Consider the following 23,004-nt stretch of genomic DNA (forward strand, 5'->3'; position numbering starts at 1 on the left):
GTGAATTAGCATCAGAATTAGTCAGTAATGGACTTATATTGAGGAATTAGACAGGAGAGAATCAGAAATAGATACAATACATAATTTTTAGGAGCTGGCTTTTGATGTTGAAAAATGTTTGTAGATGCAAATTGACAAATTCATTTAAACTTGAAGCGGATTATGGGGCTGATCCAATTTGGTGCACCATATGTGGATGGAATCTTGACATTGATGAATTTCCATTGAAGGATGATCTTAAGAATGACTTATTTCAATGGGTTGAACAATACAAGAAAATTCCAGCTAATGAACATAATGCAATCGGGCAAAACCTGACTGAAAAGGTAAAAGAAGAATTGGGTTCTGAATATAGGATGATGTTTATTCCTCAGCATTACTAAAGTACAGTGTAAGAAACCTCTTATCCTACCGATGGTGCCCATAATAGCAAATTGTGTTAATCAATTAGAAAAGAATCGGGCGATGAATAATTGCTGTATTAGAATAAGGAGAGTAAGAATGCGCGCAGCAATAGAAATGGAATTAGGAAAAATAAAAGGTTTGAAATTACAGTATGCAGGAAGAGCCTCCAACCTATTTTGGCTGGGGTTTGGTGAAATGGTTCAAATTATTAGGAGAGGTCAGATAGAAGAAATAGCAGAATATGCCTTACATATCCAATGTTCGTGGCGGATTACATCAGATAACAAAATTGTTATAGCTGCTCGCGATTTCTATTCTCCAAACTCGAAGTGGGACGGCCTTATTGAGGATTTCGATTGGGACATTCAAGGTAATAATCGATTTGATGAACGAATTAAATCTTTTATTAACGATAATGAACCAATAATCGTAGAAGAAATTGAAGTAGATGATATCGGGGGATTCTCGGTTATTTTATCAAGTGCTTATAAGTTAGAAACGTTTCCAGACAGTTCAGAAGAAGATGAGCATTGGAGGTTTTTTAATTCAAAAGAAAAAAGCTCTCACTTTGTTGTTTCTGGAGAAGGAATTGAAAGAGTTTAATCTTCCGCAATTGGGCAATTGCAGTCTAGTACGATAAGCTCCTTTCGTAGAGGCTTAACTTTTAAGTAATAAATTTAGATTGGAAGGTTTTATGCAGAGAGAATATACACAAACATATACATACTTTGGAATAGAGAGCAATGGATGGATCAGCTCTAAAGGATTAGTTGGAAACAAAAATGGAATTTTTGATCCTAATGAAATCACAGATGAATTAGGGATCCAACCTTTTAGTTCCTGGAAGAAAGGTGATAAAAGAAGAGATTGCTCCGAATATCTTTTTTCATCTTGGGAAGCAGAAAGATCTGATAAAGACATGTTGGATGTCGAAGCACAATGTTTAGATACAATAAAGAATTTAAGAAATAAAATATCAGTGCTGCAGAATTTCAAGGAAAAATACGATGTAAATTACATATTGATGGTTGTACCGAGTATTTACGGTGAGGAAAAGCCTCACATTGCCTTCAACGAAGAGATTATCGAGTTTTGTTATTTGACAGGAACGACAATTAACTTTGATACGTACATTTATCATATTACGATTGGTGATCGAATTCTTGATTTTATCCATAGAATGAAGAAGATGATTTTTGGCATGAAAGCAAGGTAAGAGTTATTCCACAATCGGGGACAATTCTGGATGATGCAACCAGAGCGGTTCCTCCAAAAGATTCGTACTTAGAGACCTATTTCTCTTTATACAGAATGGAGGGGTTATCATTTTTAATGAAATGTTAGGAATTCAGGAGATTGATGATAAAAAAGTTAGGATAAACAACAGAGAAGCGGTCAGGGCTGTAATTATCCAAAACAATAAGATCCTTATGGTTCATTCAAATCTTGGAGACTATAAATTTCCAGGTGGTGGAGTAGAAAAGAATGAAAGTCATGCAGAAGGTCTAATGCGTGAGGTAGCAGAAGAGACAGGCTATCTCACCGGATCAGTTAGAGACAAAATGGGCGTTGTCATTGAAAGACATTTAGATGATTATGATAATGAAGCTATCTTTCAAATGACTTCACATTATTATCTGTGTGAATTAACAGACGAGAAGGTCATTGGCCAACAGTTAGAGGATTACGAGTCTGAACAAGAATATACGTCTAAATGGGTAAAGCTTGAAGATGCGATAGAACAAAACCAAACCATTTTAAATCAATGTGAGAAGAACGTATGGATACACCGTGAAAATTTTGTTTTGACGGAATTAAAAAAATTAATGAATTAGTATAAGATTTGTTGTATCTTCTGCAGTTTGGGCGTTTTATGCAAAACGTCCAAACTATGAATAAGAATACTTAAACCCAACCCTTCAAACAAATGTGCGAATATCTTTTTTCAAGCACTCTCAACCCTTCGTCTGTCAGAAAAAACAGGATTGAGCACTGAACAGCATAATACATAAAATCTTTACTGATAAAGTAAAACAAAACCCCTCCTAACAAATGTAGGAATCCCGAAGCAAAAGCGCGTACAAAATTATACGATATCTTCTTAGTCATAAGCTCTGCAAGGATGGAAATTGGAAGCCCATAAGCTGTACAACCAATTATGCAGATGGCAAATACAATCAAACTTGAAAACAAAATAGATGGATCCAATTCAAAATTAGTAAAACCACCTGTATAAAAATATCCAGTAAACATCATAGCAGAAATGACTACGACTATACATTTTCTATAAAAGAAGACTAACCGCTCCACTTTTAACACTCCTTTTCAGCTTCAATTTATGATAGTTATTTCTAATAGTACCAGATATTCACAACAAAAATGAAAGAACTTTAATTAATCTATTAATCGGCTTAGAAGTGGAACCGTATGACTTATAAAAAATATTAGAAGCAACATTAGAATGGAGCAGGTTAGTTAAAGAAGGATTTATTGATTAGTTTAAAGAAAGAGTATGGAACTACTCATGGGAGGAAAAATATTGCATTTTGCAGAAGTGAGACATTCATTGTTTTCAAATAATACTATACAAAAGATAGCAAATTCATACGGTGTTGGAAAAATTATCAATTGTTCATTTTTAACAAGGGGATTAAATGATACATATTTAGTTGTTACTGAAAATAACAAGTATATATTTCGTGTATATAGAAAAGGTTGGAGAATGAAATCGGACATTTTATATGAACTTGATGCCATAAATTATGTATCAGATTATGGTATATCTGTATCAAAACCTTTAAGAAGAAACGATGGTCAATGGCTAACTGAAATTTCTGCATCAGAGGGTACTAGGTACGGAGTATTATTTCATTTCACCAAAGGGGAAAGACCAGAGATAAACGAAGAAAATTGTAATATTATTGGAAAAGCATTGGGGGAACTTCATAATGCAACAGATACATTCACCTCACAAAATCAAAGAAGTTTTGAATTGAACTTTACCCACTTGTTAGATGAACCTGCCGATTTGATAATACCTAATTTGAAAAGTCTTCATATTGATAAAGAAGACACTTTCAAAGCAATAATAAATGATTTAAAGACCTATTTACGAGACATTGACAATCTTGATTACGGTTTTTGTCATGGCGATTTTCATAATTTTAATATGCATGTATATGCCCAAAATTTAGAAGTGTTTGACTTCGATTGTTGTGGTTTAGGTTTCCGTGCATATGATGTCTCTGTATTCTTATGGAATTTAAAGCAAAACTATTCTAACTTAGAAAGTTCTTGCTCGGAAGCATTTTTAAACGGTTATTTAAGTCGAAAAAACATAAATGAAAAAAATATTGATGCAATAAAAAAATTCGTCACCATGAGACGGATATGGTTTATGGGGATTTTATTACGAAATGATGATGTATGGGGAACTATATGGAGAAATAAAAGTAACTTTGATATGTTCATATCAAAATTAGAGCAGGAGGTAGAGAACTATTGAATTAACAATATAAATATTTAGTTGCTGATAATTCAAGATCATGCGCAAGAATTGAGCAATAAAGTAATTGCCTCGTTCACAAAAATTCCTTCTGATCAGCAATGTTGAGAAAGAGATTAAGCATCTGAAAGAGCAGCCAGGTAAGGATATGGTCATCCTGGGAAGTCCTAGGCTTGCACACAATCTTATGCAACTTGATTTAATAGATGAGTATAAAATTACAGTTTCTCCCGTTCTGATTGGCGGCGGACTGTCGTTATTTCAAGGCATCAAAGAAAAAATCAACCTCAAGCTAGTCGAAAATAAGACATTTGACTCTGGAGCCATAGACCTCGTTTACCGGACGATTAGATAACCTTGTTTTCCAAAATCAGATTACGCTAGGTCAGTACGTAAAAAGCATGGCTTTCAGATTCTCTTTCAAGATAATTTAAATTAATTTTCAAAAATGAACATATACCACTCTGACGTGATCCTTATGAGATTGCGTTTTTTTATTTGCGGCATTTAAGAATTATTTAATAACTACATAAGAAATCATTTCGAATTGTTCCTTACAATGAGTTCTAGTTAGCCGATAAGGCGACGAAAACTATTGATTGAAAAGGAGTTTTTTCGAATGGCAAAAAAAGCAGGTTATTACTCGGTTTTATCTCATCTTTGGATTCAGTGGATCATATTGGGGGGCATCTTGCTTAATACGTTTATGGTCTATCCGAATATTTTTCATAACGTGCCGGAAACATTGGAATCTTCCATGGATTGGATGGAAGCCGCAAGCCCCCATACTTATTTTCCTCCGTTGGGATTTGCGAGTATCTTGACTGGTGTTCTGGCAGGGATTTTTGTGTGGAGAGAGAAACCGGCAAGAAAATGGGTACTCTTCAGCCTGCTGGCAATCATATTAGAAGGGGCAGCTTCCATTCTTTTTGAGTGGCCGCGGAATGAGATTATGTTTATTGAAGGTGCTGACGTTCATTCTGCAGAATTTTTAAGACAAACGGTGAAGGAATTCAAGATTGTGCATTGGTTCAGGGTTATGTGTAATATTTTTGGATCACTGTTCATTTTCGTAGGATTTATTAAGTTTGATCGTTTTATGACAGCAAAAGGAAATAACTAAATCATATAAACGGTACCGGACAGTCCGTTTTTGTGAAAGTGGAGAAATGTCCGGCTTTACCAGAACTAACACTGAAGATATGTGTGTGAATGAGGAGGTGACATGGCTGTGTCCTTAAAGAAAAGACTTATTTTATCCAATATCGGTATGGTTGTCATCCCGATTCTCGCTTTAATCATTGTCGAACTCGCAGCCGGCTATTTGTTTTTTTATGTGCTCGGAAGAAAGCCGGAAGGGGAGGACATGCGAGTCTTTCAAACCTTTCGTTTCGCAGCAATGATTGTGATACTGGCCATCACCAGCAGCATCCTGACCTATTCAATTTCGAGGAGTATCCTTGATCCAATTGAGAGATTATCCACGACGGCGAAAAAAATCAGTGAAGGCGACCTTGATCACAGCTGTGCTTCAGATCAGAAGCATGAATTGGGGCAGTTGTCCAATACCTTTGAAGACATGAGGTTGAAACTAAAGAAAGCGGCAGCGGTTCAACATCAGTACGAGCTGAGCCGACAGGAGCTCATTGCCAGTATTTCGCATGATCTAAAGACACCCTTAACCTCGATAAAGGGTTATGTGAGCGGCATTCAGGATGGAGTGGCGGGCACTCCTCAGAAACTGAACCGTTATCTTTCCAAAATTGAAAAAAACGCTCATGAAATGGATGTGCTCATCGATGAACTGTTTCTCTATTCCAAGCTGGACCTTGAACAAATTCCATTTGAGTTTGAGAAAGTAAAACTGGACGATTATTTTCATGATTTTATTGAGGAACTTTCGTTAACACTTGAACAGGAACAAGGGAAAGCGATTCTGATCTATGATCCTCATCAATCTCATATCGTGGAAGCGGACAGGGAGAAATTAAACAGGGTCGTCATGAATATCAGCCAAAACAGTTTGAAGTACATGGATAAATCATTGAAAGAGATCCAGATCATCCTGAGTGGAGGAGAAAAAGAGGTCCAGGTGGAAATCAAAGATAATGGGAGCGGAATCCGAAAAAAGGATATTGACCATATTTTTGACAGCTTCTACCGGACAGATGAATCGAGAAATTCATCTACGGGAGGCACCGGTCTCGGACTGTCGATAGCCAAAAAAATCATTGAAAAACACGGAGGGAAAATCTGGGCAGCGAGTGAACCGGGAGTGGGGACGAGTATATATTTTACACTGAAAAAGGTGAATGAGCGTGAAGAAAATATTGATTATTGAAGACGAGACGGATATTGCTGAACTGGAAAGGGATTATTTAGAAGTGAACGGATTTGACAGTGATATCGCTTCTACCGGGGAGGAAGGGCTGCACCTGGCAAGGACTCATTCGTACAATCTCATATTACTTGATTTAATGCTGCCGGGTATAGATGGGCTCGAGTTATGCAAAAAACTTCGGGACTTTCTGGATATTCCGATTCTCATGGTGACCGCCAGAAAAGAAGACATTGATAAAATCAGGGGATTCGACCGCGGGGCAGATGATTATATTGTAAAGCCCTTCACTCCAAGTGAACTGGTTGCTCGCGTAAAAGCACATATTTCAAGATATGACCGGTTAATCAAGCGGGATTTCCTGAAAAATGAAATTGAGATTAAAAACCTGAGGGTGGATCTCGATTCCCGGAGAGTATACGTCGATCATGAAGAAAAAGCATTTACCGCAAAAGAGTTCGATTTATTGGTGTTCATGGCGACCCATCCTGAAAGGGTCTTCACGAAGGAACACCTATTCGAGAGGATCTGGGGTTATGACTCTCTTGGAGACATTACGACGGTCACTGTGCACATCAGGAAAATCCGGGAGAAGATTGAGCAGGATCCATCTGTGCCTAAATTAATTGAAACCATTTGGGGCGTAGGCTACAGATTTAAAAAAGAATAGAAATCAGTAGTGTTATACGATAAGCATTTCTCTGATTTATGTGAAGCCGTCTCATCTCTACTCGTTGAAGGAATAATGAGCATCTTTCTCGAAATCAGTAATTAGTAGTGTATTAAAGGGCGATTTGCCTTTAAATTAACTTTTGGATATGGAGTGAAGCAAATGATACGCAGTCTGGGTCAAGTGATGGTATATGTTAAAAATCAAGATCAAGCTAAGGATTTTTGGGTGGAAAAAGCAGGTTTTACCGTTATTGCAGAAGAAGATAACAAACAAGGCATGAGATGGATCGAAGTAGCTCCGGAAGGGGGAGGAACAAGTATCGTGCTTCATAATAAAGACTTCATTGCTCAAATGGAACCTGAACTGAATCTTGGTACTCCTTCTCTCATGTTCTTTACAGACAACGTGGACCGTTTGTACGACGATTTAAAGAATAAAGGGGTGAAGGTCGGTGAGATTGTAAACTTACCGTCTGGAAAACTGTTCAACTTTGCCGATGATGAAGATCATTATTTTGCTGTACAGGAAAGGCAGTAATTAAATCTCTTCTACCGGTATCTTTCTATTAATTAATGCTTATCGCATTTTTCTCCACGGTACGATTTACAACATGAATGGTCATTGCCCTTTTGGCACATTTACAGTTGATGCAAGATAATCGGAGAACTCCATTTTTAGCTGGAGTTCTTTTTTAATGTATCTGGGTGGTGTAAATAGCGCGACAATTAGCTGTTTGCGCCACTCAACCTGACCCGCTTTATCTAATGAAAAGGCTTTTTATTTTGCCGAGAAAATACCAATTTACATCAAAAGCAGTATAGTCATTCCTCCAAACAGCTGAAGCCTTTTCTTTTTAAAACAATTAAGCTGGAATTAATAGCTGAACGAATTATTGAAGGGAGATCATAATGAATTTATTCCATTATCACTGGTGGACGGATAAAACAGAAGAGATGGAAAACTTTTACGTGAAATTAGGCTTTAAGGTCACTATAAGAGTAGGCAGGTTGAAAGGTAAGTTTGAAGCTTTTAACCCTCCGCTGCAATGGAATGATTTTAGACATGAGGATATCAAGTTTAGAATTATCGAAATGGTAAAAGGGCAAACAAATATTACATTTGGCAATGGTATTCGTGACATTTTTGATCATTTCGGATTTTTAGTGGATTCAGCTGAATATGATCAGATCATTTATAGCGCAATAGATCTGGGGTGGGAAGTGAATGAAGATGTACGGAGAACGTTTATCTCTACCCCTTGGAAAGTGAAAGTAGAAGTACAAAAAAGAAGAGATGTTGTTCAAGAGGAAAATCATACACGAATTGACCAGATGGAAATACACTTACCATTCTCCAATAACAACCCTTCATTATTCAATACGCTTTTTGGTCAGAAAATAATTCAGAAAAACTCAGAGGTAGTAATCATCGGGAACGACGATTGGACGATAAAGTTTGTAGATTCCACTGTGACACGTTTACATTCTGTTTCATTTAACTCGGATCGTTTCTCTAATGCAGCAGACCCGGTCAATACCTGCCTAATTGGACATGATTCAGACTAATATTGAAGCCTTTCTTTTCGTTAAGAGTAATCATAATAAAAAGGGGGAGACTAGATGAATTATGTACAAGTTCGTGTAGCTAGACCAACAAACAACTTACAGGAAATCGTTCAGTTTTATGGAGAAGGATTAGGGTTGAAACAAATCGGGCAATTTCAAAATCATGAAGGCTATAACGGGGTTATGTTTGGTATTCCGGATGCATCCTACCATTTAGAATTTACCCAGCACATAGATGGAAGTCCGTGCCCTGCTCCAACAAAAGATAATTTACTTGTTTTCTATATTCCTGTTCAAGATGAAATTCAGCGTTTATATAGCCAATTGACAACAATGGGCTACAAGGCGGTCGAACCTGAAAATCCTTACTGGAAAGAATCTGGTATTACGATTGAAGATCCAGATGGCTGGCGTATTGTTTTAATGTGTACTAAAGGAATTTAGTTGAAGTTTTTTATAAAAAAATAAAGGAACTTCTGAGTTGAAAGTTCCTTATGAAATTTTCATACATATAACAGTTTCACAATTCTTGCTAAATCATGCCCACACAAAATTAACGAATTCTAGCCTTGCGAAATCCATTTAACACATTGAATGCCGCAGACAGTATATAGATGATTATCGCGCTTCCGACAAGCCATGTTTGAAATTGCACAGCTGTAGTGTTGAATAAATTACTCATATACGTGATAAATTCTTGGGTCATTACCTTCGGGTTGCTTAGTATGACAAGGAATACAACTGTTCCGATAAGTTCAAGAGCAGCAGTAAAGATAGCCATTCTTTTTGTCCATTGCCCTTTGATTAGTTTGTATAGAGATAATGCTATTTCGAGGGCAATGATAACGAGAACTATCGGCCAATACTGAAGCAATATTTCTTGATTAAAGGCTGGTATCAAGAATTTGAGACCCGCTTCTCCGCCTTTATAGATACCCAAGAGATGATTTGCATGAAAGTAAAGGGCTGCCCAAATCGCCGTCCACATTAAATATCCAAACACTTCGAGTTTCGTAATAGCTTTTTTCTTAGGGATATATGGAATGTTCTTTAGATCATCAGGTGTCCATTTTTTCAAACTTGCGGATAATGGCTGCTGGTCTTTTCCTTTATCTGTTCTTTCGATAATGACGAAAACAAGGGTAAGCCAGAAAAAAGTGTGGATGCTAACTTCGATCATTTTCCAAATACCGAAACCAGTTATAGCTAAAACCGCATCAATGATTGATTCTCCGCGGGGGAACCCTATCACATATTCTGCTATAACCGTTATCAGGGAAATAGCAGCAGCAATAGGCAAGATCATTTTCAATAAAGAGACATACACATCAAAATAGCGCGGTCCAATAAGATGCATAGGCTGATCCAGGTATCCGCTGGCTAATGCTGCAGGATTACCTAATTTTTCAAGAACTGCATGTGCATCATCTTTAGTGTAATCATCAGGCAGCATATCCTCAATCGTTGACCGCAGCTCAAGGGCAATATCCTGACGGTTCTTTTCAGGCAGCCTGCGAGTGACTTCATCGATATAAACCTCAATCACATTCATCTTCGTTCTCTCCTTTTACCAAACGATAAAGTTCTTTCGAATTTTTTAACCATTCTTGTTTCAGCTGCAAAAAGATTTCCAGTCCGTATTCGCTTAATCCGTAATATTTACGGGGCCTGCTTTCGGATGTGTCCCAGCTGCTCGTGACTAATTCCTGTTTTTCTAAACGGCGAAGCAATGGATATAAGGTGCTTTGATCGATGTTTATGCCTGATTCCTCCAGTAACTGTACAAGTGAATAGCCATATTGTGGTGACCGTAATTGACTTAAAACGGCCAATGTCAGCGTTCCTCTCCTAAGCTCTGTCGATAATGAATTCAATAACGTGCTCATTCACCCACCTCGTTTTTAAATACTGTATGACACACACTATTTGTCTTATGCTATGTGACATACACTATTGTGGTTACAGCAATAATGGAAAATAGGTAATTGATTTAAGTGGAAAAACTGCGTTTCAGGCCGGAAATCGTGCCTTGGATGGTGCTTGAAATGCAAAAAAGCGCTGATCCTTGATATAGGAAAGCGCTTGGGGATGAAAAATATTCGGAGGCTAATGTATTCTAAAAGCATTATCCTTGGATGTCTTTAATACTTCTTCCTCCTAAAAAAGCATGCCCTGTTTTCAGTTTTGCAACAGTCTTAAACCCATATTTCTGATATACTTTTTCAATTTTTTCGTTAATCGGAAATACCCAGAGTTTCTCCAGACCCTGTCTGGCAACCTCTGTCTGTATGTAACGAATCAATTCGCCGATTAAACCTCTGCCCCTGTATTCTTTCTGAGTTGCTACGCTTTCCATCCTAGCCTGCTGGCCACTGATAAATAGACAGGCTGTTGCACAGGCTTCCCCATTATAGCGGAGAATATAGTGTACGAAGCTTGGGTGGTTAAATTCTTCTTCAAAAGCCTTTTCCCTGACGGCTTTGCCCCCAAATTCGGTAATGCTGCACTCTATGTCCAATGCTTCAGAATAATTGTCTTTTGTGACCACTTCAATAGTAACTGCCTGATCCATTTCCTTTTCCGGAATGATTTGATCCCACAATTGAACAGGGCTGATTAATTCTTCAAATCCAAAATGATTTATCCTCAGAAGGTTCACCAATTCCTGTTGAGCTTCCAGGTTGTAGATATAAAATCTCGGAATGATTTGTTTAGGTTGATAGAAATTCATGACTTGATCAATCACCAGTTGAGGCTGTTCACAAACCTGATCGATATGAGCATGATTTGCATCGTAATAGGAAGGCTGATTTTCATTGCAGAAAATAGATCCCCAATCCGTGTCTGTCCTGGTAGTGAAGGTTTCCAGATAGGCAAAATCCAGTTTGAAAATATCTTGTATGCTTGTCATAGCAGTTACCCCTGTATCTTAATATAGTTGTTGATGAATAACCAAATCATAGCATACTCCTTCTTATTGCTTAGCATTCTCCTTAATATAGGAGGGTTTAGCACAATGACATGACGTGGGTGTTTACGTCATGTCAAAAAAATAATAGAGTGCATGATTATAAAAATCGGTCCGCATGGTTAGGGACCGATCCTTTTAGTAACTTTAAAACCTCTTCGCCTCTAAACTTCCCGTACTTCTGTACCCGAAAAGCGATCATGCGGCAGGACGGCTCCTTCTTTGGCTTCAAACGTTTTCCGGTTTTTTATGTAATCAAGTGTACTTACTGTATCCCTGTAGCCCATGCGCTTGATGATTTGGCGGGAAGTCGGTTTTGACCCATCCTCATTTTCAAGAACAAGCCCCATTTTTTTGTAGCCGGCGGTTTGACCGCTTTTGCGTAGCTGTGCGAACTCGAGTGACCACATGACAATAGTCGGTGTGATCAGCGTATGTACTGCTTCGCTTTTAACTTTTTTGCGCAGGAAATACTCAACTCCAGCTGTTACAGCGCTTGAGATCGCCAAGTCTATTAGTATCGCTTTTGTTCGTTTTTTTGTTAATGATTTCACCGATGTTCCTCCTCTGTTTTTGACTGCTAGTAGTTATACGAATCAAGAACAGGTAAGTTTCAATCTGATGAAAAATGGTATAGCATATATGTCTTTTCCCATCTAAATTCTTTCCAATCTTCATCTTTTTCCCGTTTTCATGTATTCTAGAATTACTAGAAAGCGGATGAGGTGAAGCTTCATGGATTTGCTGTTTTTGGGGACAGGTGCCGGGATGCCGGCAAAAGCGAGAAACGTTACGTCGGTTGCGCTACGGCTGCTTGAGGAGCGGCAGGCGGTCTGGCTGTTTGACTGCGGGGAGGCCACGCAGCATCAGATCCTGCATACAAGCATTAAACCGAGAAAAATAGAGAAGATTTTCATCACCCATATGCACGGGGATCATATTTACGGACTTCCAGGGCTGCTTGGAAGCCGTTCGTTTCAGGGAGGGGAAGAACCGCTTGTGATTTATGGTCCATCGGGCATAAAAGACTATGTGGAAGTTTCTCTGAAGTTAAGTTATACGCATTTAAAATATCCGCTTGAAATCGTGGAATTTGAAGACGGGACTGTTTTTGAAGACAGCCAGTTTAAAGTAGAGGCCAAGAGGCTTTCCCATGGGGTGCCGTCCTACGGCTACCGGATCACGGAAAAGGATCTGCCCGGCATGCTCATGGTGGATAAGCTGAAAGAAGCGGGTGTTCAGCCAGGACCGCTCTACAAGAAATTGAAAGAAGGAGAAACGGTCACGCTTGAGGACGGACGGACCTTGCACGGGCAGGACTTTCTCGGCGCTCCTAAAAAAGGAAGAGTCGTTACGATACTTGGTGATACAAGAACTTGCCCTCAGGTAGAGGAGCTTGCGGCAAATGCCGACCTTCTTGTGCATGAATCCACGTTCGGCAAGGATGATGAACAGCTTGCGTATGAGTATTTTCATTCATCAACTACTCAGGCTGCCCGAGCTGCTTTGAATGCAGGAGTGAAAAAATTGGTTCTGACACATATCAGCGCCAGGTATCAGAATGAGGATCAGGTTACTCTCCTAAGCGAAGCATCTGCTATTTTCCCGAATACTTCTGTTGCAGAAGATTTTTCATGTTTTGAGGTGGAGAGACATGACAGCTAAACACCTCTATTTGGTCCGCCACTGTCAGGCGCATGGTCAGGAGGTTTCGGCCTCTCTGACCGAAGCTGGGTTTCAGCAGGCTGAAAGGCTTGTTTCTTTTTTTGAAGGGAAAAAAATAGACCGGATTCTCTCAAGTCCGTTTCGCCGTGCCATCCAGACCGCTGGGCCGCTTGCTGCTGCGCGGGGACTTGAAATTGAACGGGATGACAGACTGGCAGAGCGGGTCATGAGCGGAACAGATATGGCAGACTGGAAAGAGAAATTGAAGGAAACGTTTGATGATTTTTCCCTCGCTTTTGACGGAGGAGAATCAAATGAATCAGGCATGAAGCGGGTAAGCTCCCTCATTGGCGACTTGCTGGCAGCTGAGGAGAGGCACCTCGTTTTAGTCAGCCATGGAAATCTGTCTGCGCTTTTGCTTAGGTTCTTTGAAGAGAGCTATGGATATGACCACATGATGAAGATGAGCAATCCGGATGTTTTCCATATTGAATTAAATGAAGGTGAAGCAAACATTCGCCGGATATGGAGTTGACAACTTCGGGTAGAGAAGATAGAATGTTCTTATCAAATCGTAATTATTACGTTTTATTTTTTAGGAGGAACATTCATGAGAGTCAACGTTACACTTCAATGCACAGAATCAGGGGACCGCAATTACATTACAACTAAGAACAAACGCAACAATCCTGATCGTCTGGAGCTGAAAAAATATTCTCCGCGCCTTAAAAAAGTAACGGTGCACCGCGAAACAAAGTAAGAATTCACAGGGAACTCATCGGAATATGATGAAGTTCCTTTTTTCTTGCCTGGAATTAGCGAAATCCCTCGCATGATTTCTCCTTGACTCAAAAGGAATACAGCACAAAGACCTAGAATATAAAAAGGTAAGAAGACAGAAAGAGAAGGGGGAATAGGATGAATAAATACCGCATTTATTTAGGCTTGTTCATTTGTTTTGGCCTGGCATTTGTGATCTGGTCCATGACAGAAATCTCTCACTCCTACGACGAACCCCTTGAAGCTCTCAAACAGACGAAGCAGGATATGGAAGTCATCATTCCAGCCTACAATATCAACGACGAAGCCCTCTATTTCTTCATTGATGAAAACGATCAGCTCGGTACGGCATTTATGAAACAAGGTATTTACGGGTGGAAGGCAGGCGCGATTTCAGCCAGCCCCCAGCAAGAAATGAAGGCGGATCAAAAGCTCATTGACTACCATGTGTACAATAATTCCATGATATACGGTCTTCTTTCTGACACCGAAGGAGCACTTGAAGTGAACGTAAACGGTGCACCGGCACGGACACTTGAAATTGGTGCCATGCTCGAGCAGGAAGTAGCGCAAAAACATAACCTCAAGGATAAAATCCTATGGTATTACCAGCAGAAAGATCCGATGCCTGAAGGTGTGAAAACGCTGAAAAACAGTGTCATTGTTCTGAATAAAAAAGGATTTTAGCGCTGAAGCTTCCAAGGCTTCTTTTTTTTGGCCGCATACTGACTTGTTTTGAGGGCAGCTGGATGAGGGTACACTTCATCACAAAAGGTTTTTTTACTTAGATGAAAGGAGTGCTGCCCAATGCCAGAAGGCCCGGAAATCCGGCGTGCAGCCGACCAGATTGAAAAAGCTCTTCTTCCGCTGCCGGTAGGAGAGGTGTCCTTTGCATTTGACCATCTGAAAGATTACGAACCTCTTTTTGAAGGGGCACGAGTGGAAAAAGTAGAGACAAAAGGAAAAGCGATGCTGATCCGCTTCAACAACGGCTTCACCATCTATTCCCACAACCAGCTTTACGGGAAATGGGTTGTCCGAAATGCCTATACATATCCTAAAACAAACCGGATTCTCAGACTCGCCATTCACAACGAGAAAAAATCGGCTCTACTGTACAGCGCCTCTGACATTGAGGTTCTCAGAGACAGTGAAGTGCCGGCTCATCCGTTCATCTGCAAAGCAGGTCCTGATGTCCTGAACGACGACATCACGCCTGAGGATCTATTTTACCGTTTCATGGACAAGCGCTTTTTCCGGAGAAGATGGTCAGCTCTGCTTTTAGATCAGGGCTTTGTCGCCGGAATCGGAAACTACCTGCGAAGCGAAATCCTGTATGCGGCAAAAATCCACCCGGACATGAGACCCGTCGACTGCACAGAGGAACAGCTCCGCGCAGCTGCCGAGGCCATCATCCGCATCACAGTCCAATCTTACAGGCACAAGGGAATTACAAATGACCTGGAGCTTGCTGAAAAACTCAAAAAGCAGGGAGAAAAAAGATCCCAGTACCGCCACTGGGTTTTCAACCGCGAAGGAAGGCCCTGCCGCAAAGACGGAACGGAAATTGTGAAGATCATAACTTCATCCAGGCGGCTGTATTACTGCCCGGAGTGTCAGAAAAGGGGAGAATGATGGGAGAAACCGGATGTTTTCTGGGAGCATGATAAACAGGTTTACAGGATGCGAAACAAGCATCCTGTTTTTTTTATGGCGTTCTGTCCAGCTGTGATAAAATGGAAATATAGTATGCTAAAGCAGGTGATGGAGATGAAGGTTCACCAAAAGGATTTTTCAGAAGCTTTATTTACCAAAATCATAACGGCTGAAACCGCAATGAAGAGACTGATAGAAAGGTTGCTGGTTAAAAATAAGTCTGCTTTTGCAGAAAAGAAGCTGGATCTGCATGGCGAGTTCTATAGAGAAGGAAACGATCCTTTTCTGCCTGATTACAGTTCTTCTGTATCGATTGGCGTTTCTGAAGAAAACGGAGGACTTATTGATTTATATACAATTAAAATATGGGAGTGCCATCGGTCTTTTTTAGGAATGACTACCTCAAAGAAGATTCCTGGGAGTACCATAAGTGGTGAGCTGCTTGATGAAAGAGTGGAAGAAGTTGAAAGTGAGTTAGTAGAGTATATGAGTGATTTTTTAGAAAATAATGATCCAGTGCATTCATAAAAACCACAGTGAATTGGTTCAATAGAATAGAAATCACTGAGGCTCAGGGAGGAAAAACCGTGTTCAAGGCTAAGATCAATTCACAGACATACCTGGCTATTCTGGAACCAAGACATGCAGACGAACTATACGCTTTGATAGATAATAGCCGTGAAAGTATCGGCCAATGGCTTGCTTTTCCCAGTCAGACAAATCAAGTACAGGACACACATTCATTTATCCAGAGTTCTTTAAAAAGGCTTTCCGAAAATAACGGCTATTGGGCTGGAATCTGGTATAAAGACGAGATTGCTGGTTCAATAGGTTTTCTTTACTTAGATTGGGAGGCAAGGAAGACTGAAATCGGTTATTGGCTTGGAGATGAATTTACAGGGAAGGGATTGGCCATAAAATCAGTAACGCAATTAATTGAACACGCTTTTAGCGATCTGAATCTTAGAAAAGTTGAAATAAATGCGGCAAGCAAAAATCTTAAAAGCAGATCAATTCCAGAAAGGCTGGGTTTTACCCAAGAAGGTGTCATTCGAAGTTATGAATACTTGAATGAAGAATTTCACGACAGAGTGACATATGGATTACTGAAAGAAGAATGGAAGAACCGGAAATCACATGTAGTGAGTGAACCTAACCATGATCAAACCTAAAGTCATATCAATTGCAGCCGTATCTGGTGGAGGAAAGACAACTATAACAAAGAAATTAGGACTTACATTAAAAAATTCTAAAGAATTATTCTTTGATGAGTATGACTTTCAGGATTGTCCACAGGATTTAATTGAGTGGGTGAATGAGGGAGCTGATTACAACTTGTGGAATCTGGAACCAATGATCCACGACGTTGAATCGATCGCAGTTAAGGAAAGAGTATCTTACATATTGCTTGACTATCCTTTCTCATATAAGAACGACAGAATGAAGGAACTTATCGATTTTTCGATATACATTGATACACCTTTAGATGTAGCTATGGCAAGAAGATTAAGAAGAGATTATGTTCAAATGAACGTTGGAGATCTGCATCAAGACCTCGACTTTTACCTGAATCACGGAAGGATGGCTTATCTCGAAATGGAGAAATCGATTAAACCCGATTCCAACTTAGTAGTAGATGGTACACTTCCGCCTGATAAAATTGTTGAGATTATTCAAAGGGAAATTGAAAACGTTTGAACAAACTTCGAAAAAAACAGCAAGTACAGCTTGCAAAAAGAAAACGGGTGAAGTGAGTGAGTGAAATAATCAGCTACTACAATACTTTTGATGAATGGGGCCGGCTTGAACGTGAGCCAGTCGAATTCCAAGTGAATTGGCATTATATAAATAAATACCTGCCGAGTACCGGGCACATTCTTGACAATGGGGCGGGACCCGGTAAATATTCAATGGCGCTAGCTACAGATGGATATAGCGTGACGCTGACCGATTTAACTCCGAAACTGGTAAAAATAGCTGAGGATAAAGTACAAGAACTCCATTTAGCCGGGCAGTTTGAAGGTTTCCATGTGGCAGATGCGAGAGATTTGGCCATGTTAAAAGATGAACACTTTGACTCAGCCTTAATGCTTGGCCCTATGTATCATCTGCAGGAAGAAAACGACCGGATCAAAGCCGTAAGGGATTATACCGTGTAACAAAGCAGGATGGCTTAGTGTTTGTAGCTTTTATGCCAAGAATCAGACACATCCTCACGTCCCTCTTGTTTCCCGACAACTGGAGACCTAACGATAATATGGACAGCATCACTCAGTTCTCGCAAACCGGATGCTTTAATCACGCTGATAAGGGCAGGTTCACAGGTGCTTATTATTTTGAGATTGCCGACATCAAGCCCTTTATGGAAGCCCATGGATTTGAAACGCTTGAATTAATCGGATCTAATGCGGGTGCCATTTTATCAAAAGAAAACTGGACTTACTGGGATGATAAAGGGGAGGAAGAAGTTCAGAAACTAATTGAGTTAATCAAAGAGAAAGCAGCGGATCCATCTATTTTGGGGGTATCTTCGCATTTGCTATATATCGGGAGGAAGAGGTAGGGGAAAGACAAAAAAGCATTTCCATTTACGTCCATTTAGTGTAAAATTACACTAAAGGAGGATGCGAAATGAAATTATTAGAAGTAATCATGCCGCCAGTTGCTGTGTATCTTGTGATTTGTTTGTTTGGACTCCTTATACCCTCTGGAAGTCCGGAGGGTTCTGGATATGACACAGTGGGCTGGACTTTAATTGTTGTCCAGGTTTATGCTGTCCCTGGGTTTCTGATTGCACTGATGGTATCGCTCTTTGCGAACAGAAATAAGAAAACTGCTGGCTAAAAAGGATTTGTGGCTGACAACAGAAAGCATATATTAATAAAAAACCTGATAGATTTTACCGAAGCGTGTGTCCGGAGAAGGGTTCATGCTTCTTTTTGTTGAATACACTCTTGAAAACAACAGACGGGTGGGGGACTAGGAAATTGACGATTCTTGAACTGATTGGAATTTTCAGCTTGTTTTATGTAATGAGATATTTTTTTGATTCTAAATACAAGCAGAGAAAAAAGAAATGGGTTGTTTTTGATATTTTGCTTACAGCCTTGCTTACTTTGATGGTTCAGGAAATCTATGTTTTCTTTTTCAATTAATAAATGAAGCTTAGACTTGCTTAAGGAAGGATCCAATATGTCTCATACATTTGTTTTAGAAATTGATTTATCCCAGTGGCATCAGAATCAAAAGGGGACATTCTTTTCCCGGGTGAGCCAGATCTTGCCTGCCCATGATTTTGAATATTTCAGAAAAGCCGTTACGAAGAAAAAAAAGGTTTACCGCGCGGAAGATTTTGAATATGACAGAATGCTGCTAATGAAAGCAATCATTGAACTGGTAAGTGCCGGTGCTGACTATACGGTTTACAAAGAAACACAAGATCAGAAATGGACTATCAGTCTCACAGACTTGGAAAAAGAAATCAAAGAGTTTAAAACTGTACGCGGGCTCCCTCATTTTATCTATCATCCAGATGTGTATGAAAGCGGATCTTTGTCTTTCTATTATGACACATGCGAAGTATGCAGTCAGGAAGGCTATATCTTTCATGAAGGAGCATATGGAGAAGACGATTTGGACGTGATCTGTGTTCACTGCATTGCATCAGGAAGAGCCGGGGACGAGTATGAAGTTTTCTTTAATCAGCCTTATGCAGCTACATTTGACGATGATTTTAAGGTGAAGGAGCTGCATATGCGGACCCCTTCCATCCGGTCCTGGCAGGAAATCTCCTGGCTTGAACACTGCCATGACTTTTGCGCTTATAAAGGAGCTTCAAACTGGCGTACAATCAGTCACCTGGAGAAGGAACTGCAGCAGGATTTACTGCTGGAAGCAGATAAGTACAATTTTCAAGTGGATGAATTGAAGAACGCGATGAACTCATACATGACCGGCCATCTTTTTGCCTGTCTTCATTGCGGGAAACACAGGATGACGACTGATATGTCATAGGGGGAAGTGCTAAAGGGATAGGAAATCTCCCGTGAATAATGAAAAGAAGGAGGTGTTTGAATTTGTCAAATATTTCAAACGAAGAATTGCTCACTGGCGGAAACGTGTCCAATGTTTACCGCTCAGGACAGACAGTAAGACGGGAATGCAAGTCAAATAGCAGAAAGATTCATTCACTACTAAGGCATCTGGAACACAAAGGATATAAGTATGCTCCCAAATATCTCGGTATCGATGAAAAAGGCAGAGAGATTCTTTCCTTTATTGAAGGTGAAGCCGGACATTATCCGCTGAAAAAGTACATGTGGTCAGATGCGGTTTTGCAAGAAACAGCTCAAATGCTAAGGCTCTATCATGATGCGGTCAGTGATTTTTCATTCGACAGCAGCTGGAAACCGCTTGATAACACTCCTCAGCCATATGAAGTACTTTGTCACAATGATTTTGCGGTATATAACATCATTTTTAATAACCAGCGTCCAATCGGAATCATTGATTTTGATGTCGCTGGACCTGGTCCGCGAATTTGGGACATTGCATACACTCTTTATACATGCGTCCCGCTGAGCAGATTTTATCTCTCAGAAAAAGGGGAGAAGGTATATTATCAATCATCGGAGCATGCAAGCAGGATTAATCGCAGAATAAATTTGTTCTTTGATTCTTACGGAAAGACGTTTGAAGAAGATGTTCTGGATATCGTTCTGCTGCGAATTGAAGGCTTGTGCAAAACGATTGAAAGAGAAGCAGGTGAAGGTCATCCTGCTTTTCAGAAAATGATTGAAGAAGGCCATCTTGAACATTATCAAAAAGATCTTTCATTTATATCAAATCATAGGAATGATTGGGAATAATTCATTTTCGACCTGAAAGCGGGGGTTGGCATGCTAAAGCGGAAATACGGAGATTACAGAGACTGGAAACGAGTTGTACAAAAAAGGTTTGCAAGTGCGATAATTTGTTCTAAAGAGTTTATAGGGCATGTAACCTTAATCGAAATTGTCCAAGTAACCGAACCTCTAATTAAAAAGTATGGAGAAACGAGTGTTTGTATTGCTGATAACGGCTGCAAATGGCTACAGTACTTCCCAAAAAACGAAAATTTTCCGCTGACTGTCATGTTTGATTCCTGCGGAAAGGTGACACAGTGGTATATAGATATATGTAAGAAATTGGGGCAGAAAAGAATGTGCCGTGGTTAGATGACTTGTTCATTGACATTGTGGTTCTTCCATCGGGAGAAGTGTTTCAGTTGGATACAGAAGAACTTGAGGAAGCCCGCAAGCAGGGAGTTATTGATCAGCAGCTTTATGAACTAGCATGGTATGAAGCTCATCGAATAACAAATAGAATACATAACAATGAATTTCCTCTATTAAATCTAGTCAATGAACATAAATTTTTACTCGAGCAAAAACTCAGGATAGTAACGTCTTAAACAGATGAAAGGACGTGTCAGAACAATGGATGCCAAAACGGTTATGCAGAAGCTTGAAGCGCTCGGCAAGGAACGGACCAAGAAAATGTACCTGTCAAATGGTGCGCAAGATCCTCTTTTTGGTGTGGCAACTGGAGCGATGAAACCAATTGCCAAACAAATTAAAATCAATCAGGGACTGGCAGAAGAGCTGTATGCCACAGGGAATTATGATGCGATGTATTTTGCCGGGATTATTGCAGATCCAAAAGCCATGACGGAGGATGATTTTGAACGCTGGATCGATGCCGCATATTTTTATATGCTGTCGGACTATGTGGTGGCTGTGACTCTATCTGAATCAGATATTGCGCAGGATGTGGCAGATAAGTGGATTGCGAGCGGGGAAGAGCTCAAAATGTCTGCAGGCTGGAGCTGCTACTGCTGGCTGCTTGGAAACCGCAAGGATCATGAATTTTCCGAGATCAAGATTGCTGCGATGCTTGATGGGGTCAAAAATACCATTCATGATTCGCCGGAACGAGCGAAATATGCGATGAATCAATTTGTTTATACGGTCGGGATTTCGTATGTCCCGCTGAGTGAAAAAGCAGTTGAGACTGCTAAGGCAATCGGAACAGTTGAAATAAGGCGGGACACGAAAAAAAGCACTGCTCTGAACGCTTTCGAAAATATTCAAAAGGATCTGGATAAAGGCCGGCTTGGGTTTAAGCGGAAGTATGTGAGGTGTTAGATGATTATAAGCGGGCAGAATTCTGTCATTCTTTCAAGCTGCTGCAGGTTCTGTCCCGGCGCAGGGCGTTCAGATCATCAGCCGAAGAAGATAGAGACGGGTGAGAATTGGAGACCTTCAGCTTATTCCCCGTTTTGACAGAATTGAATTATAATAGAGGCATTGAGCTACTATTTTGACTGGAGTGTTCGTTTGATGAGTGTAACAATTAATGACATTGCCAAGCTGGCCGGAGTTGCAAAGAGTACGGTATCCCGTTATCTCAATGGCGGGCATGTGAGTGAAAAAACGAAAGAAAAAATCCGCATGGTAATTGATGCAACAAAATATGAACCTAATTCATTTGCACAAAGCCTGAAGGCAAAGAAAACAAATTTTATTGGCGTTATCGCACCGACCCTTGATTCCTTTGTCACATCAACTGTTCTGATGGCTATTGATGAAGAACTGAAAAAACGTGATTTTACAACACTGATCATTAGTACAAGCAAGCATGTTGACAGGGAAATCGAGAGTCTGATCAGTCTTTCCAGGCAGAAGGTTGACGGGATCATTTTGATTGCAACAGGAGTTACTGAAAAACATATCGAGACGATTCATTCTATCCGCATTCCCGTGCTGATCGTTGCCCAGGAAGTGGATGAGGTTGCAAGCATCATCAATGATGATTATCACGCAGGGTTTATGATGGGGCAGTATATTGGAGAAAAAGGACATCAATCCGTTGCATATATTGGTGTAACAGAAAAGGATATCGCTGTTGGACAGAAAAGAAAACAGGGTGTCTTAGCGGGGCTTGATGATGCAGGTGTAAAGAACACAGAAGTCTTTCACTCAGAGTTTAATTTTCAGGATGCCGCTGAAGTAACGCTTAAGATGCTTGAAAGCTTTGAACCCACGGCTATTATTTGCGCCACAGACACGATTGCATTTGGGGCGATGAAAGCTTTATCGAAATTGGGAAAAAACGTGCCAAATGATATGTCGCTTGCAGGTTTTGGAGGATATTCCATATCAGAAGTCATTCATCCGGCGCTGTCTACAATCCGGTTTAACAACGAAGAAACCGGCGTAATGGCAGCAAACACAATTATTCAGATGACTGAGGGAAAAGAAGTGCCGCAGCTGCAGATTTCCGGCTTTACTCTTGTAGAAGGTGAGAGTGTTAAAAGAATACAGGGGTGTTAACGTTTGCAGAAAAGGCTTGCAAGAAGAATGAATCTGTATTAAAATGGTCTTGTGGAACCGGTTCCTTATCAATGGT

At 40.1% G+C, this 23,004-nt stretch carries 34 protein-coding genes and 1 pseudogene; 30 read left to right on the forward strand and 5 right to left on the reverse strand.

Annotation, left to right across the window (positions count from 1 at the left end; translation table 11 throughout):
* Positions 1-104 precede the first annotated feature (104 nt).
* The 4 genes from MHB63_16315 to MHB63_16330 all read left to right on the forward strand — a co-directional run bounded on the left by MHB63_16315 (position 105) and on the right by MHB63_16330 (position 2,240).
* Positions 105-383, forward strand: a complete 279-nt coding sequence (locus MHB63_16315; GenBank protein ID MEK3808084.1) for a hypothetical protein — start codon at positions 105-107, stop codon at positions 381-383.
* 118 nt (positions 384-501) lie between these two features.
* Entirely contained in the window at positions 502-1,008 is a 507-nt protein-coding gene (locus MHB63_16320) for a hypothetical protein (GenBank protein MEK3808085.1), read from the forward strand.
* A 91-nt stretch (positions 1,009-1,099) separates the two neighbouring features.
* Positions 1,100-1,621: a DUF4279 domain-containing protein gene (locus MHB63_16325; GenBank protein MEK3808086.1), complete on the forward strand. Its 522-nt coding sequence runs from the start codon at positions 1,100-1,102 to the stop codon at positions 1,619-1,621.
* A gap of 121 nt (positions 1,622-1,742) precedes the next feature.
* Positions 1,743-2,240 carry an NUDIX domain-containing protein gene (locus MHB63_16330; protein ID MEK3808087.1) on the forward strand — a complete coding sequence of 166 codons (498 nt, stop codon included), beginning with the start codon at positions 1,743-1,745 and terminating at the stop codon, positions 2,238-2,240.
* Positions 2,241-2,310: 70 nt separating this feature from the next.
* On the opposite strand, the gene MHB63_16335 is transcribed toward MHB63_16330, so the two are convergent.
* Positions 2,311-2,715, reverse strand: coding sequence for a hypothetical protein (locus MHB63_16335; GenBank protein ID MEK3808088.1), 405 nt, complete (start codon positions 2,713-2,715; stop codon positions 2,311-2,313).
* Between the two features lie 229 nt (positions 2,716-2,944).
* Between MHB63_16335 and MHB63_16340 the strand changes: the two genes are divergently transcribed.
* The 8 genes and pseudogenes from MHB63_16340 to MHB63_16375 all read left to right on the forward strand — a co-directional run bounded on the left by MHB63_16340 (position 2,945) and on the right by MHB63_16375 (position 8,930).
* On the forward strand, positions 2,945-3,910 hold the full coding sequence (locus MHB63_16340; protein ID MEK3808089.1) for a phosphotransferase: 966 nt from the start codon (positions 2,945-2,947) through the stop codon (positions 3,908-3,910).
* A 100-nt stretch (positions 3,911-4,010) separates the two neighbouring features.
* Positions 4,011-4,265 (forward strand): annotated as a pseudogene (locus MHB63_16345) (dihydrofolate reductase family protein).
* A 264-nt stretch (positions 4,266-4,529) separates the two neighbouring features.
* Entirely contained in the window at positions 4,530-5,033 is a 504-nt protein-coding gene (locus MHB63_16350) for a hypothetical protein (GenBank protein MEK3808090.1), read from the forward strand.
* A gap of 102 nt (positions 5,034-5,135) precedes the next feature.
* Entirely contained in the window at positions 5,136-6,251 is a 1,116-nt protein-coding gene (locus MHB63_16355) for a HAMP domain-containing sensor histidine kinase (protein MEK3808091.1), read from the forward strand.
* The gene (locus tag MHB63_16360; GenBank protein MEK3808092.1) at positions 6,229-6,918 is read left to right on the forward strand and encodes a response regulator transcription factor; all 690 of its coding nucleotides are present in this window, start codon (positions 6,229-6,231) and stop codon (positions 6,916-6,918) included. The genes MHB63_16355 and MHB63_16360 overlap by 23 nt, the downstream gene beginning before the upstream one ends.
* A 162-nt stretch (positions 6,919-7,080) precedes the next feature.
* Complete coding sequence (locus MHB63_16365) at positions 7,081-7,458, forward strand: VOC family protein (protein MEK3808093.1); 378 nt, start codon at positions 7,081-7,083, stop codon at positions 7,456-7,458.
* A 371-nt stretch (positions 7,459-7,829) separates the two neighbouring features.
* Complete coding sequence (locus MHB63_16370; protein MEK3808094.1) at positions 7,830-8,486, forward strand: hypothetical protein; 657 nt, start codon at positions 7,830-7,832, stop codon at positions 8,484-8,486.
* A 54-nt stretch (positions 8,487-8,540) separates the two neighbouring features.
* Positions 8,541-8,930: a VOC family protein gene (locus tag MHB63_16375; GenBank protein MEK3808095.1), complete on the forward strand. Its 390-nt coding sequence runs from the start codon at positions 8,541-8,543 to the stop codon at positions 8,928-8,930.
* A gap of 109 nt (positions 8,931-9,039) precedes the next feature.
* Here MHB63_16375 and MHB63_16380 read toward each other — a convergent pair whose 3' ends face one another.
* From MHB63_16380 to MHB63_16395, 4 genes are all read right to left on the reverse strand, one after another.
* Positions 9,040-10,038, reverse strand: a complete 999-nt coding sequence (locus MHB63_16380; protein MEK3808096.1) for a hypothetical protein — start codon at positions 10,036-10,038, stop codon at positions 9,040-9,042.
* A complete protein-coding gene (locus MHB63_16385; GenBank protein MEK3808097.1) occupies positions 10,025-10,372 on the reverse strand; it encodes a PadR family transcriptional regulator in 348 nt (115 codons plus the stop codon). Before MHB63_16385 ends, MHB63_16380 begins: the two co-directional genes overlap by 14 nt.
* 239 nt (positions 10,373-10,611) lie before the next feature.
* Positions 10,612-11,397: a GNAT family N-acetyltransferase gene (locus tag MHB63_16390; GenBank protein ID MEK3808098.1), complete on the reverse strand. Its 786-nt coding sequence runs from the start codon at positions 11,395-11,397 to the stop codon at positions 10,612-10,614.
* Between the two features lie 221 nt (positions 11,398-11,618).
* The gene (locus tag MHB63_16395) at positions 11,619-12,008 is read right to left on the reverse strand and encodes an RDD family protein (protein ID MEK3808099.1); all 390 of its coding nucleotides are present in this window, start codon (positions 12,006-12,008) and stop codon (positions 11,619-11,621) included.
* 181 nt (positions 12,009-12,189) lie between these two features.
* Here MHB63_16395 and rnz point away from each other — a divergent pair, with 181 nt between their 5' ends.
* The 18 genes from rnz to MHB63_16485 all read left to right on the forward strand — a co-directional run bounded on the left by rnz (position 12,190) and on the right by MHB63_16485 (position 22,928).
* Entirely contained in the window at positions 12,190-13,119 is a 930-nt protein-coding gene (gene rnz, locus MHB63_16400) for a ribonuclease Z (GenBank protein ID MEK3808100.1), read from the forward strand.
* Entirely contained in the window at positions 13,109-13,654 is a 546-nt protein-coding gene (locus MHB63_16405; protein MEK3808101.1) for a histidine phosphatase family protein, read from the forward strand. Before rnz ends, MHB63_16405 begins: the two co-directional genes overlap by 11 nt.
* 75 nt (positions 13,655-13,729) lie before the next feature.
* The gene (gene rpmG / locus MHB63_16410; GenBank protein ID MEK3808102.1) at positions 13,730-13,879 is read left to right on the forward strand and encodes a 50S ribosomal protein L33; all 150 of its coding nucleotides are present in this window, start codon (positions 13,730-13,732) and stop codon (positions 13,877-13,879) included.
* 158 nt (positions 13,880-14,037) lie between these two features.
* Positions 14,038-14,586, forward strand: coding sequence for a hypothetical protein (locus tag MHB63_16415; GenBank protein ID MEK3808103.1), 549 nt, complete (start codon positions 14,038-14,040; stop codon positions 14,584-14,586).
* Between the two features lie 120 nt (positions 14,587-14,706).
* Entirely contained in the window at positions 14,707-15,534 is an 828-nt protein-coding gene (gene nei / locus MHB63_16420; protein MEK3808104.1) for an endonuclease VIII, read from the forward strand.
* 135 nt (positions 15,535-15,669) lie between these two features.
* Positions 15,670-16,083 carry a hypothetical protein gene (locus tag MHB63_16425; protein MEK3808105.1) on the forward strand — a complete coding sequence of 138 codons (414 nt, stop codon included), beginning with the start codon at positions 15,670-15,672 and terminating at the stop codon, positions 16,081-16,083.
* 59 nt (positions 16,084-16,142) lie between these two features.
* Positions 16,143-16,727, forward strand: coding sequence for a GNAT family protein (locus tag MHB63_16430; protein MEK3808106.1), 585 nt, complete (start codon positions 16,143-16,145; stop codon positions 16,725-16,727).
* Positions 16,714-17,253, forward strand: a complete 540-nt coding sequence (locus tag MHB63_16435; GenBank protein MEK3808107.1) for a hypothetical protein — start codon at positions 16,714-16,716, stop codon at positions 17,251-17,253. The genes MHB63_16430 and MHB63_16435 overlap by 14 nt, the downstream gene beginning before the upstream one ends.
* Before the next feature lie 56 nt (positions 17,254-17,309).
* Positions 17,310-17,714: a class I SAM-dependent methyltransferase gene (locus tag MHB63_16440; protein MEK3808108.1), complete on the forward strand. Its 405-nt coding sequence runs from the start codon at positions 17,310-17,312 to the stop codon at positions 17,712-17,714.
* A 17-nt stretch (positions 17,715-17,731) separates the two neighbouring features.
* On the forward strand, positions 17,732-18,118 hold the full coding sequence (locus tag MHB63_16445; GenBank protein ID MEK3808109.1) for a hypothetical protein: 387 nt from the start codon (positions 17,732-17,734) through the stop codon (positions 18,116-18,118).
* Between the two features lie 68 nt (positions 18,119-18,186).
* Positions 18,187-18,399, forward strand: coding sequence for a DUF4017 family protein (locus tag MHB63_16450; GenBank protein ID MEK3808110.1), 213 nt, complete (start codon positions 18,187-18,189; stop codon positions 18,397-18,399).
* Positions 18,400-18,542: 143 nt separating this feature from the next.
* Positions 18,543-18,710 carry a hypothetical protein gene (locus MHB63_16455; GenBank protein MEK3808111.1) on the forward strand — a complete coding sequence of 56 codons (168 nt, stop codon included), beginning with the start codon at positions 18,543-18,545 and terminating at the stop codon, positions 18,708-18,710.
* A 37-nt stretch (positions 18,711-18,747) separates the two neighbouring features.
* Entirely contained in the window at positions 18,748-19,569 is an 822-nt protein-coding gene (locus MHB63_16460; protein ID MEK3808112.1) for a CbrC family protein, read from the forward strand.
* A gap of 62 nt (positions 19,570-19,631) precedes the next feature.
* Positions 19,632-20,423, forward strand: coding sequence for a phosphotransferase (locus tag MHB63_16465; protein ID MEK3808113.1), 792 nt, complete (start codon positions 19,632-19,634; stop codon positions 20,421-20,423).
* Between the two features lie 264 nt (positions 20,424-20,687).
* Complete coding sequence (locus MHB63_16470; GenBank protein ID MEK3808114.1) at positions 20,688-20,771, forward strand: hypothetical protein; 84 nt, start codon at positions 20,688-20,690, stop codon at positions 20,769-20,771.
* Positions 20,759-21,007, forward strand: coding sequence for a hypothetical protein (locus tag MHB63_16475; GenBank protein MEK3808115.1), 249 nt, complete (start codon positions 20,759-20,761; stop codon positions 21,005-21,007). The genes MHB63_16470 and MHB63_16475 overlap by 13 nt, the downstream gene beginning before the upstream one ends.
* A gap of 25 nt (positions 21,008-21,032) precedes the next feature.
* A complete protein-coding gene (locus tag MHB63_16480) occupies positions 21,033-21,740 on the forward strand; it encodes a DNA alkylation repair protein (GenBank protein MEK3808116.1) in 708 nt (235 codons plus the stop codon).
* A gap of 195 nt (positions 21,741-21,935) precedes the next feature.
* The gene (locus tag MHB63_16485) at positions 21,936-22,928 is read left to right on the forward strand and encodes a LacI family DNA-binding transcriptional regulator (protein ID MEK3808117.1); all 993 of its coding nucleotides are present in this window, start codon (positions 21,936-21,938) and stop codon (positions 22,926-22,928) included.
* The last annotated feature ends 76 nt before the right edge of the window (positions 22,929-23,004 follow it).

It is taken from the genome of Bacillus sp. FSL H8-0547 (assembly GCA_038002745.1).
GTDB lineage: Bacteria > Bacillota > Bacilli > Bacillales > Bacillaceae > Bacillus_P.

Bases quoted from the DNA above. Each gene is read 5' to 3' on its own strand.
- MHB63_16315 (MEK3808084.1), top strand. From the start codon at position 105: ATGTTGAAAAATGTTTGTAGATGCAAATTGACAAATTCATTTAAACTT.
- MHB63_16320 (MEK3808085.1), top strand. From the start codon at position 502: ATGCGCGCAGCAATAGAAATGGAATTAGGAAAAATAAAAGGTTTGAAA.
- MHB63_16325 (MEK3808086.1), top strand. From the start codon at position 1,100: ATGCAGAGAGAATATACACAAACATATACATACTTTGGAATAGAGAGC.
- MHB63_16330 (MEK3808087.1), top strand. From the start codon at position 1,743: ATGTTAGGAATTCAGGAGATTGATGATAAAAAAGTTAGGATAAACAAC.
- MHB63_16350 (MEK3808090.1), top strand. From the start codon at position 4,530: ATGGCAAAAAAAGCAGGTTATTACTCGGTTTTATCTCATCTTTGGATT.
- MHB63_16355 (MEK3808091.1), top strand. From the start codon at position 5,136: ATGGCTGTGTCCTTAAAGAAAAGACTTATTTTATCCAATATCGGTATG.
- MHB63_16365 (MEK3808093.1), top strand. From the start codon at position 7,081: ATGATACGCAGTCTGGGTCAAGTGATGGTATATGTTAAAAATCAAGAT.
- MHB63_16370 (MEK3808094.1), top strand. From the start codon at position 7,830: ATGAATTTATTCCATTATCACTGGTGGACGGATAAAACAGAAGAGATG.
- MHB63_16375 (MEK3808095.1), top strand. From the start codon at position 8,541: ATGAATTATGTACAAGTTCGTGTAGCTAGACCAACAAACAACTTACAG.
- MHB63_16380 (MEK3808096.1), bottom strand. From the start codon at position 10,038: ATGAATGTGATTGAGGTTTATATCGATGAAGTCACTCGCAGGCTGCCT.
- MHB63_16385 (MEK3808097.1), bottom strand. From the start codon at position 10,372: ATGAGCACGTTATTGAATTCATTATCGACAGAGCTTAGGAGAGGAACG.
- MHB63_16390 (MEK3808098.1), bottom strand. From the start codon at position 11,397: ATGACAAGCATACAAGATATTTTCAAACTGGATTTTGCCTATCTGGAA.
- rnz (MEK3808100.1), top strand. From the start codon at position 12,190: ATGGATTTGCTGTTTTTGGGGACAGGTGCCGGGATGCCGGCAAAAGCG.
- MHB63_16405 (MEK3808101.1), top strand. From the start codon at position 13,109: ATGACAGCTAAACACCTCTATTTGGTCCGCCACTGTCAGGCGCATGGT.
- rpmG (MEK3808102.1), top strand. From the start codon at position 13,730: ATGAGAGTCAACGTTACACTTCAATGCACAGAATCAGGGGACCGCAAT.
- MHB63_16415 (MEK3808103.1), top strand. From the start codon at position 14,038: ATGAATAAATACCGCATTTATTTAGGCTTGTTCATTTGTTTTGGCCTG.
- nei (MEK3808104.1), top strand. From the start codon at position 14,707: ATGCCAGAAGGCCCGGAAATCCGGCGTGCAGCCGACCAGATTGAAAAA.
- MHB63_16425 (MEK3808105.1), top strand. From the start codon at position 15,670: ATGAAGGTTCACCAAAAGGATTTTTCAGAAGCTTTATTTACCAAAATC.
- MHB63_16435 (MEK3808107.1), top strand. From the start codon at position 16,714: ATGATCAAACCTAAAGTCATATCAATTGCAGCCGTATCTGGTGGAGGA.
- MHB63_16450 (MEK3808110.1), top strand. From the start codon at position 18,187: ATGAAATTATTAGAAGTAATCATGCCGCCAGTTGCTGTGTATCTTGTG.
- MHB63_16460 (MEK3808112.1), top strand. From the start codon at position 18,748: ATGTCTCATACATTTGTTTTAGAAATTGATTTATCCCAGTGGCATCAG.
- MHB63_16470 (MEK3808114.1), top strand. From the start codon at position 20,688: ATGTTTGATTCCTGCGGAAAGGTGACACAGTGGTATATAGATATATGT.
- MHB63_16480 (MEK3808116.1), top strand. From the start codon at position 21,033: ATGGATGCCAAAACGGTTATGCAGAAGCTTGAAGCGCTCGGCAAGGAA.
- MHB63_16485 (MEK3808117.1), top strand. From the start codon at position 21,936: ATGAGTGTAACAATTAATGACATTGCCAAGCTGGCCGGAGTTGCAAAG.